The organism is Bacillus sp. ISL-34 (assembly GCF_018613325.1).
Lineage (GTDB): Bacteria > Bacillota > Bacilli > Bacillales > DSM-1321 > Peribacillus.
In genome coordinates this window covers 1-6,180 of the sequence record NZ_JAGGQJ010000032.1, presented here as the reverse complement: position 1 = coordinate 6,180, position 6,180 = coordinate 1, and the positions used below count along the sequence as shown (strand labels likewise).

The 6,180-nt window shown below is 31.3% G+C and carries 9 protein-coding genes; 8 read left to right on the top strand and 1 reads right to left on the bottom strand.

All coding sequences use genetic code 11. The annotated features are described in order from the left end of the window. Positions 1 to 257, bottom strand: a 257-nt coding sequence (locus J7E52_RS21125; RefSeq protein ID WP_214750405.1) for a helix-turn-helix domain-containing protein, incomplete at its 3' end; no start/stop codon positions are given. Between the two features lie 246 nt (positions 258 to 503). Here J7E52_RS21125 and J7E52_RS21120 point away from each other — a divergent pair. The 8 genes from J7E52_RS21120 (at position 504) to J7E52_RS21090 (ending at position 5,538) form a co-directional block, all read left to right on the top strand. Beyond that, the gene (locus tag J7E52_RS21120; RefSeq protein ID WP_214750404.1) at positions 504 to 905 is read left to right on the top strand and encodes a hypothetical protein; all 402 of its coding nucleotides are present in this window, start codon (positions 504 to 506) and stop codon (positions 903 to 905) included. A 229-nt stretch (positions 906 to 1,134) separates the two neighbouring features. Next, positions 1,135 to 1,470, top strand: coding sequence for a hypothetical protein (locus tag J7E52_RS21115; RefSeq protein WP_214750403.1), 336 nt, complete (start codon positions 1,135 to 1,137; stop codon positions 1,468 to 1,470). Positions 1,471 to 1,665: 195 nt separating this feature from the next. Continuing rightward, a complete protein-coding gene (locus tag J7E52_RS21110; protein ID WP_214750402.1) occupies positions 1,666 to 1,950 on the top strand; it encodes a hypothetical protein in 285 nt (94 codons plus the stop codon). A gap of 401 nt (positions 1,951 to 2,351) precedes the next feature. After that, positions 2,352 to 2,738 carry a hypothetical protein gene (locus J7E52_RS21105; RefSeq protein ID WP_214750401.1) on the top strand — a complete coding sequence of 129 codons (387 nt, stop codon included), beginning with the start codon at positions 2,352 to 2,354 and terminating at the stop codon, positions 2,736 to 2,738. An 882-nt stretch (positions 2,739 to 3,620) separates the two neighbouring features. Next, positions 3,621 to 3,821 (top strand): hypothetical protein, encoded by a 201-nt coding sequence (locus J7E52_RS27110; protein WP_286197978.1) that lies wholly within the window; start codon positions 3,621 to 3,623, stop codon positions 3,819 to 3,821. A gap of 11 nt (positions 3,822 to 3,832) precedes the next feature. Further along, positions 3,833 to 4,396, top strand: a complete 564-nt coding sequence (locus J7E52_RS21100; protein WP_286197977.1) for a hypothetical protein — start codon at positions 3,833 to 3,835, stop codon at positions 4,394 to 4,396. A gap of 281 nt (positions 4,397 to 4,677) precedes the next feature. Next, positions 4,678 to 4,782, top strand: coding sequence for an LPXTG cell wall anchor domain-containing protein (locus J7E52_RS27495; protein ID WP_214750400.1), 105 nt, complete (start codon positions 4,678 to 4,680; stop codon positions 4,780 to 4,782). Between the two features lie 261 nt (positions 4,783 to 5,043). Next, entirely contained in the window at positions 5,044 to 5,538 is a 495-nt protein-coding gene (locus J7E52_RS21090; RefSeq protein ID WP_214750399.1) for a helix-turn-helix transcriptional regulator, read from the top strand. Positions 5,539 to 6,180: the final 642 nt, after the last annotated feature.

Below are 6,180 nucleotides of genomic sequence, written 5' to 3'. Positions count from 1 at the left end.
TTATAGTGTACAGCGGTCTCGTTGATCGATGCCCCATATTCGTTCATATATTTAAGTACCTCTAGTTTAAAGGGCAGAGTGTAATTTGTATAGGATGAAACAAGTCCTTCCATCCCATGTTTTAGATAGCGAGCGACCCATCTTTTCAGAGGGGATAAACCTACATTTCTTTCTTGAGCAATGGATTTATAGGATTTTTTCCCTTCTAAGTACTCTAAAACTGCATTTGATTTTTCGTCTATTGAATATTTAGTCAAAAAAACTGCACCTCCAATTGTTAGATGTTGTCTAACAATTGGGGTGCAGTTCAGCCTATATTTTAGGCTCGCTTAATGAATAACGTTGATATTTGATACCTCTCCCGAAAACTTACTATCAATAAAGTAAGAATAAATATTCGGGATGGTTTTGAGCACAAAAGGGTACGTATCACGGCAATAGATATAGGAATAAAACATTACTAGATTAAATAAAATGATAACGAGGAGAAATGAGGTGATTGTATGTTAGAAAAACTTAGAAAAATTGATATGAAAACAGCTGTATTTATGGGGATTAGTTTTTACTTTTTGACTATCTTAATCCATATTCTTATTATTAACGGCATTATTCCATTGACATGGGTTAATGGTGGACGGTCTGAATCTCTGGCTACTCAGCTACCAATTTCTATTATCAATACCATTATTTCTATTATTGGAGGATTTTTTACACTGATTGTTGGTAGAAATATTCTATATAAATACAAAAGAGGAATAACCGTGATATGTTGGTTTTTTGTTGTGCTTTGGTCATTTGGGTTTATACTACAATTATTTGGAACAGCTTTTGAAAAAATGGTTTGTTCGTTAATATTGCTTCTTGGAGTCATCTCGAACTTGCGTATGGCGATTGAAACAAGATAGCACTAACACTTAATTAACAAGTTTGTGAAAAAATGCACTTAAACTAACGGGTGCGTTAGTTTAATAAAGGGTTGCTGAGGCAACCTTTTTCTTGTGGAACTAACGGGGCAGGTTAGTTGCATAAAGAAATGTACATTGGCATATTTTCCTTACATAAGTAGGGAAGGATTTCTGTTAGGATGATTATCGGAACGTAATTATATATTGAATATAGGAACGAGGATAATGTATGAATGAAACAAAAGAAGTTTTGCCATTAAGGAAATCTTATTGGAGTATTTTATCACTGGTTTGTGTTTTATTAGGAATTCTATTCTGGTTTATTTTCTTTTTGGTTCCTAGTCAAAATATAGGTCTTGATCAAGGGTTTCCTATTTGGGCTTGGACTTTTATTATGAATCCAATTGGTCTCATCTTGGCTGGGATAGGTTCAAAATACAATGATAAATTTTCCTTGTTTGGGATTGCAGGGAATCTATTTATGACATTTAGTATATTTTTTGCTTGGTATATTGGTTATCTAGTTGAATGGCTGTCCTCCCTAATTCATTTTAAAATTTTCTAATATTTGCTGAACTCTTTACTTTAATTATTTAGGTTGTTGGCTAACGAGTTTAACCTCAAAATAGTAAGGTTGCTGAGGTAGCCTTTTTCTAATGGAACTAACGGGGCAGGTTAGTTCAATGAGGTGGAAATATTTTCATATATGAAATAGAATTTTTTTCGCTTATGCTGAAAATAAAAAAGAAGGTTAAGGCGTATGAATGGCACTGATTTACTTATTTTGTCTGTGGTTATAGGCTTAATAAATGGTTTTAAGGACAAAAAATTTAAGCTGAAAAGTTTTTTCAAAACGTCTTTAACATTTTTCACATTAGGTCTAATCTTCATCATAACAGGAAATCTATTTTTGAGTGATTTATTAGATACATATCTTCCTAGTGAAGAATATGGGATATGGATATTTGGAGGTCTGTTATTGTTATATCCGATTTATACAACAATTATGGGATATAAAAAAAAGACCACTAATTCACTTCGTTAATTATCTTTAGGGTGCGATTCTTTAATAAGGGATCGCCTTTCTTATTGAATAAACTGGGCAATTTACTTTAACAATAATTATGTTATTGAGTTTTTTTATTGAAAGGGCGTTTAAATGAAGTTTTTATACTGGGTAGTAAATATAGGTTGGTATTTCTAATTACGATTTTAGCTACAACGTTTTGGAAAGGAATTGGTTGGTGGTTTTTAATAATTTGTGCAATTGTATTGTTTCTAGGTGACGGCTTGATAAGAAGATTATTTAAAAAATAATTACTTTTCACCTTCAACTAACAGGTACTTTAATTTTCATAAGTGGGTTGCTTTGTTAAGACAGCTTTTTCTTATGGCAGTGCATTTGTAAAAACTAATTTTCTATTACTTGAATTCTGGGTGGTTCTAATGACAAAAGGATTTAAAACTATTTTAATGACGCTAGTCATAATATTATTTTTATTTATGGTTGGTAAACATCTATTGGATTTCTTATTTGAGGATATGTGTGGAAACGATATTAAACAAAAAACCCCTTCTCCCAGTGGTGAGAATGTGGCTTACATTTTCGAAAGAAGTTGTGGTGCGACAACGGGATATTCACCCCAATTATCGATTTTAAATACAGATGATGATTTCCAAAATGAATCAGGAAATACATTTAGGTCAGATAATAATTTTTCGATTGAATGGCTTAATGAAAAGAACCTAAAAGTTATCTATGATAAATCTTCTGAAACTTCCGAAATGGATAAAAAGGTGAATGGGATTAAGATTGAATATGTAGGTAAATAAAAGCCTGTTATATTCTTTTAGTTAATAAGCTAACAGGTGCTTTACTTCTATATGGGGCTGGAAACAGCTCCATTTTCTTAGTGAACTAAAGGGGCAGGATAGTTGAACAAGTTTTCTCGATATTTACTGTTTTCCAAAGTTGTTTCTTACAGCTACAATAATGGTGAAACACAATGAGAAATTGAGAAGGAGCTTATGCATTTTGAATCTTATTAAATATTTTGGAATCCAATTTATTCTATTTACTGTAATAATCCTAACAGGGTTTTACTCAGATAGTTACATAAGCAAGCCATTTACTTACACTGATTTAATAGCAATAATTATTCATTTTGCTATACTAATCGTCGTGTTAAATGGATACTTTAAGCTAAAAGAACGTCTAATGCCTATTCATTTATTTAATAGAGTTTTACTTTCTTTGTTAGCTTTTGTTATTACCATTATTTTTATAGGGATTTTAACAGGAGAATGAGATTTTATCCTTAATGAACGGTGCGTTAGCTGAAGATCAGAGCTGTCTTTAAGGCAGCTTTTTCTTATGGAACTAAAGGAGCAGGATAGTTCTAGAAGCGTAGCTTATTCGAACTGTGATTATTGACTATTTTTACAAAAACACCTAAAATTTAGTTGATGATATTAATTGGGCGGTGTGAATTTGTTAACTACTATAAATATTCCAGGATTAATTCTATCTTCTCTTTTCGCAATATTAGTTTTGTTTTTACTAAGAAAACTAGTGCAATCTATTAGACGGTGAAACCGTCTTTTTTTATGTCAAAGTATATGTCTTATGGAACTAAAGGGGCAGGTTAGTTCCATAAGAAGAGCGAACTTACATAGTATAAAGACTTATCAAAATTAATCGAGAGGACTAAATAAATGGAGAAAATAAATGAAATTATTTATGGTCTTATAAACCAAAGAATAATAAAAAATGATGATATTGATATAAAGAAATTAAAAAGTGGTACTACAAATGGAATTCTATATACTCTACATATTAACGGAATACCAAAATATGTGATTAAAATGGACAAACCTAAATTAATAGCTGCAACAGAGGCTTTTCTCCTTACTTAGATGTAAATTTGTTGCCTAATGTACTTTATACAGACGAGAAAAAAGAATTTATAGTATACTCTTATATTTCTGGAGAAACTCATTTTAATCGAGGTTCTAAAATAGAATGGATGACTATTTTAATTAAGGAACTATTAAATAAATACAAAAAAGCAAACAAAGAAAACTGGGGAAGAGTAAATGGAATACATAGAAATTCATGGGCGGACTTCAATCTAAGTAGTTTGAAATTCGCCCAAGAGGATATAGGAGATTTATTACCAAGTGAGGATCATAAAAAAGTAGAGTTATTGGTTAATAAATTGAAAACATACGAACATCAAGAAGAGAAGTATTACCTTCATGGAGATGCTGGTGTTCATAATTTTGTATATAAGGGCAACAAATTAAATGGGGTTATTGATCCTATGCCTTTAATCGGTCCAAAAATTTATGATTTTACGTATGCTTTTTGCTCTTCTCCAGACGATTTAAATTTAGAGACGCTGTTGTCATCTTTCTCATTATTGACTCAAGATGTCCCCTTTAATAAAGAAAGGCTTTTGGAGGAAGTTATTTTTCAATTACACGTATAGGCGTTTGTATTAGGGTTCACCCACATGACTTAAGTGGTTATCTTAAAGCTTGGAAAGAATGGAGAGTATATCTACCTTCAATGTAAATAGCGATTCTTAGTGAACTAACGGTGCGTTAGCTGAAGTTCAGAGCTGTCTTTAAAGGCAGCTTTTCTTATGGAACTATCGGGGCAGTTTAGTTTAATAAGACTTTTAGAATCAAACTATCAGTTGAAACCTTTTTAGGAAAAATCTCGTATACAGATTTAGGAAAATGTTTTTTAGAATAGGAGGAACAGCTTATGTTTATAGGAGATATTATATTTCAAGTTATTGTTTTCGGAGGTATAGCATTAATTTTAGGTGTTTTAGGTTATTTGTTTTTTAAGAGGACCAAGAAAAGCTAATTAAATTTCTAATTCAAGTAACGGGTGCTTACTTCATTATCAGGAGCTGATCAGCAGCTCCTTTTATTATGGAACTAAAGGGGCAGGTTAGTTCAACAAGCTTTAATTAAGAATATCCCCTTTCAAACTTATTTAGAGCAAGGTTATTTCTTGCTTTTTTCTTTGTGTTTTAAAGTTGCTTTTTATTCAAAAAGGGTATGTTTTTGTTGAAAAATAATACTTTTAGTGTAAAATTACACTAAAAAGGAGTATTTAGTATATATGGAAAAAGAAGAATTCATCAATTTAATATCAGAAAAAATGAAACTTGTCCGAACAGAACAAAGTTTTTCTCAAGATAAGATGTCTGAAATTCTAGGGATTTCAAAAAAAACACTAGTTCAAATTGAAAAAAGAAGAACAGAAGCCAATTGGACCACCGTTGTTGCATTTTGTGCTTTGTTTAATCATAGCCAATTGTTGCTATCATCAATTGGTGACAATCCAGTTGATTTTGTTCAGTTAATTGCTAGCAAAAATGGTGGTACGCCTAAAGAAAAAACAATGGGTGGTAAGATATGGTGGAAAGAGGTCGAGTATAGAGGGGATTTTCGTTTGCAACAAAATTTGATTAGTAACCATTACCGTATATTGGATCAATATGATTATCGTTGGCATAGTTCTTTTGATAAAGAAGAGAGTTTAAGTCGTTTAAATGAATTACAGGAGGTGGGGACTATCGAGATAGACAAAGGTATAGGGATATATGAAGAATAAGACCTCAACCTATAATAGTCTTCGGCTGTCCAAGTTTTCCACGTAACCTATATATTTGTTCTATTTATAAATATACAAAGAGAGGTGACAATATGAGAAAAATAGTAATTGGTATTCTAATAGTCTGTTTATACTGTTTTCCTTTTGTTTATTTTTCAATGCACCAAGATTTTGCTAACCGTTCAATGCTTGGCTATTTAATTATGATTGTAGTAACTTCACTTCTTGCTTTCTTCGGCAAACTCGTTAGTAATTCAATTTTTCTTATTATTGGTAATATATTCTGTAATAATTTCATTTTATTTCATCATCGAGATGACAGGGAACGAACGATGGGGTGGCTATTTTAAGCCACTAACTCCATATCAATTATTAATCTTGGTTAGTTTTTTGAATTTGATTCCTCAGTTCTTCGCTATGAAGTTAGCTAATAGAAACAAAAATAAAGTTAAATATTAATTTGATTGAGAAGAGTAACTTCTTTGAATTACTCATTTCTTTAATAAATATCAACAATATTCATTAACATAGCCTTCTTAATAAACAAAACCAGCTAAGTTTGTGATTTAATACACTTAAACTAACGGGTGCGTTAGCTGAAGATCGGAGCTGTCTTTAAGGCTGGAGTTAGTATAGTTTCAT